Genomic DNA, 2,251 nt, shown 5'->3' on the forward strand with positions numbered 1-2,251 from the left:
AATGATAAGTCTATTGGCATGATCGTGTTCTGGGAAAGTGGCAGTATAAGAGGGATGGAGTTTGATGCAAACAATAAAGTGTCTGAACATGACAGGTCACTTTATCAAAACGGGCAGAAAGCCTATGTGGAGATCGAAGAAGATGGCATCAATTATCGCGTCGTATACAATCAGGATGGTGAACTCCTGCTAAAGTGGCCGATGGATAATGACGTTTGTAAGGCACAGTTCTATAATCAAGGTATACAGGTCGATGTGCCTCTGTTCTTTGATATGAAAGAGTTTGAAGTCATTTATAACGAGATCAAAGATTCTGAACGAGGCGGTGCCTGAAATGCGAAAAACACATACCATACAAGAAGTGATTAAAAGAGAAAAGACCGCGAATCAAAACCAGAAAAATACTGACCAACATCATGAAGATACATCTAAACCGAGAAAAAAAAGAACTTCATTTGTTGTGCTGATAATCGCTATGTTACTGGGTCTCTTGATTTTCGTGACACCTTTTTACTTGCTTTTTGCCAAAATTGGTCAGGGAAGCAGTGAACGCGATCTTGGTAAAAACTACTACATCGTAACGTTAGGTGGTTCAGAAGGGTGGTGTATTTGGGGAAAAGTACATCAAGAGCACGATATGGAAACTATAGTTATACTGCAAAGAGTTGCAAAAATTGGTGCAAACGAACAGTATATTATTGGACTCCGAAAAAAAAGTAACTCATCAAAATATGACTTTACACATGAACTGGATAAACAGCCTTATGGATACTTCATCATCAACAAATACACCCATAAAAAGATTATGGGACTGACAGAAAAAGAGGCTAAAGTAAAGTTTTCTGAGGTCAATATCAGCATGTATTTACTCGAAAAAACCTCAAGGCTTTATCACTGGAAAGGTGAACAGCCCACTCAAAATCAATAATGGAAACTGGTGTCTAAAATGAAAAATCTCTATATAAAAACAAAACAAAAAAACAAATATCATCTAATGCCCCTCTGGTCTCTTCTCTTTTTATTGCCGTTAGTGTTGGGCAATTCGAGTTTAACAATGATCACAGTGTCTATAGTTGCATTTTTGTTTGTCTTATATGTATTTGTTGTTTTGATGGTTCAAGTGACCAAGTTCCCGATTTTAGTTCTGCATAACGACAGGTTTTATGTGTTAGACACCACGTTCCGTACATTTATCTGGTTTTGGAAAGCTGTTTATCGTGAAAGCTACATAACTGACATTGAGTGCATCACTATGTCAGATGCCGGGGTCTATGTCAGGTTTAACAATAGTAAAGAGTATGGAATTGACTATGCTACCTATGAAACAGAAGATCAGCAGTATCTACGTGACTATTTTCAAGATAAGCTTACTAATGCTGAATGTAAAAAGTGTGAGGGTTAGATGACTGAACTGTTAATAATGCTGACTCAAGTGAACTAAGATGATAGACAGATCATCAAGAGATAAACTAGCTGAAGCATTGCGACAATATGTGTCGGGAAGAATCACAAACGATGTTCTTGATGACATAGTAATAGATAAACGTGATAATGGAGCGGTGGCAGTGAAGAGTGCTGCTTGGTATTTGTATGACGATCTACATGAGCATAAAGCAACCGACAGGTTTTATATTGGTAAAAAAGAGCGTAAAGAGATCGCTAGATGGATACTCTTTCTCCAATCAGACCAAGAGTATATATGGCCGGAAACGAGCATGCTAGACTCACTGTTGATTATTCTGACTTTTGGACTGTACAAAAGAGTCGTATTAAGAAGATGGAGTCAAGTAGGAGATGCCAGTGTTTGGCCTTTTGGTAGTCAGGAAGAGTTAAAAAAGAGTGCTTCCAACCCTAAGCTGCTTGCAGAAAAAAACTTTAATGAATCAGTGAAGTAGTGAGAAGCAGAAACATACAAGGACTTTGAAAGAGTAAATATTTATGATACAATAACTATATCATATGACATATATAGTATATCAAGGAGAGTCTATGTTAGAAGCGCTGTTCGGCACTAAAAGCCGTGAATTGACCTTGCAATATATATTGACCTTTAAGGAGGGATACGCAAGAGAGATCGCCAGATATTTTGACCTCAGTCTGCCCTCCATTCAAAACCAGCTCTCGCATTTGGAAGAGGGCGGGGTCTTAATAAGTAAGATGTCCGGACGTACAAGAGTCTATCTGTTTAACCCGAGATATGTGTTTTTAGAAGAGCTGTGCGCCTTGCTTTCCAAAGCAAAACAGTTTTACA

The 2,251-nt window shown here is 38.1% G+C and carries 5 protein-coding genes; all 5 read left to right on the forward strand.

What is annotated here, in order from left to right; all coding sequences use genetic code 11:
• On the forward strand, positions 1 to 333 hold a 333-nt coding region (locus ABYK33_RS15455; protein WP_373034216.1), incomplete at its 5' end, for a hypothetical protein.
• A gap of 1 nt (position 334) precedes the next feature.
• The gene (locus tag ABYK33_RS15460) at positions 335 to 928 is read left to right on the forward strand and encodes a hypothetical protein (RefSeq protein ID WP_373034217.1); all 594 of its coding nucleotides are present in this window, start codon (positions 335 to 337) and stop codon (positions 926 to 928) included.
• 9 nt (positions 929 to 937) lie between these two features.
• The gene (locus ABYK33_RS15465; RefSeq protein ID WP_373034218.1) at positions 938 to 1,402 is read left to right on the forward strand and encodes a hypothetical protein; all 465 of its coding nucleotides are present in this window, start codon (positions 938 to 940) and stop codon (positions 1,400 to 1,402) included.
• A 40-nt stretch (positions 1,403 to 1,442) separates the two neighbouring features.
• Entirely contained in the window at positions 1,443 to 1,895 is a 453-nt protein-coding gene (locus ABYK33_RS15470; RefSeq protein WP_373034219.1) for a hypothetical protein, read from the forward strand.
• Between the two features lie 94 nt (positions 1,896 to 1,989).
• Positions 1,990 to 2,251 (forward strand): winged helix-turn-helix domain-containing protein (locus ABYK33_RS15475; protein WP_373034221.1); only part of this gene is annotated, 262 nt, incomplete at its 3' end.

Source organism: Sulfurovum sp., assembly GCF_041562805.1.
Classification (GTDB): Bacteria; Campylobacterota; Campylobacteria; order Campylobacterales; family Sulfurovaceae; genus Sulfurovum.

What these genes read in the sequence shown, in the direction of transcription:
- ABYK33_RS15470 (WP_373034219.1), top strand. Translation starts at nt 1,443, where the DNA reads ATGATAGACAGATCATCAAGAGATAAACTAGCTGAAGCATTGCGACAA.
- ABYK33_RS15460 (WP_373034217.1), top strand. Translation starts at nt 335, where the DNA reads ATGCGAAAAACACATACCATACAAGAAGTGATTAAAAGAGAAAAGACC.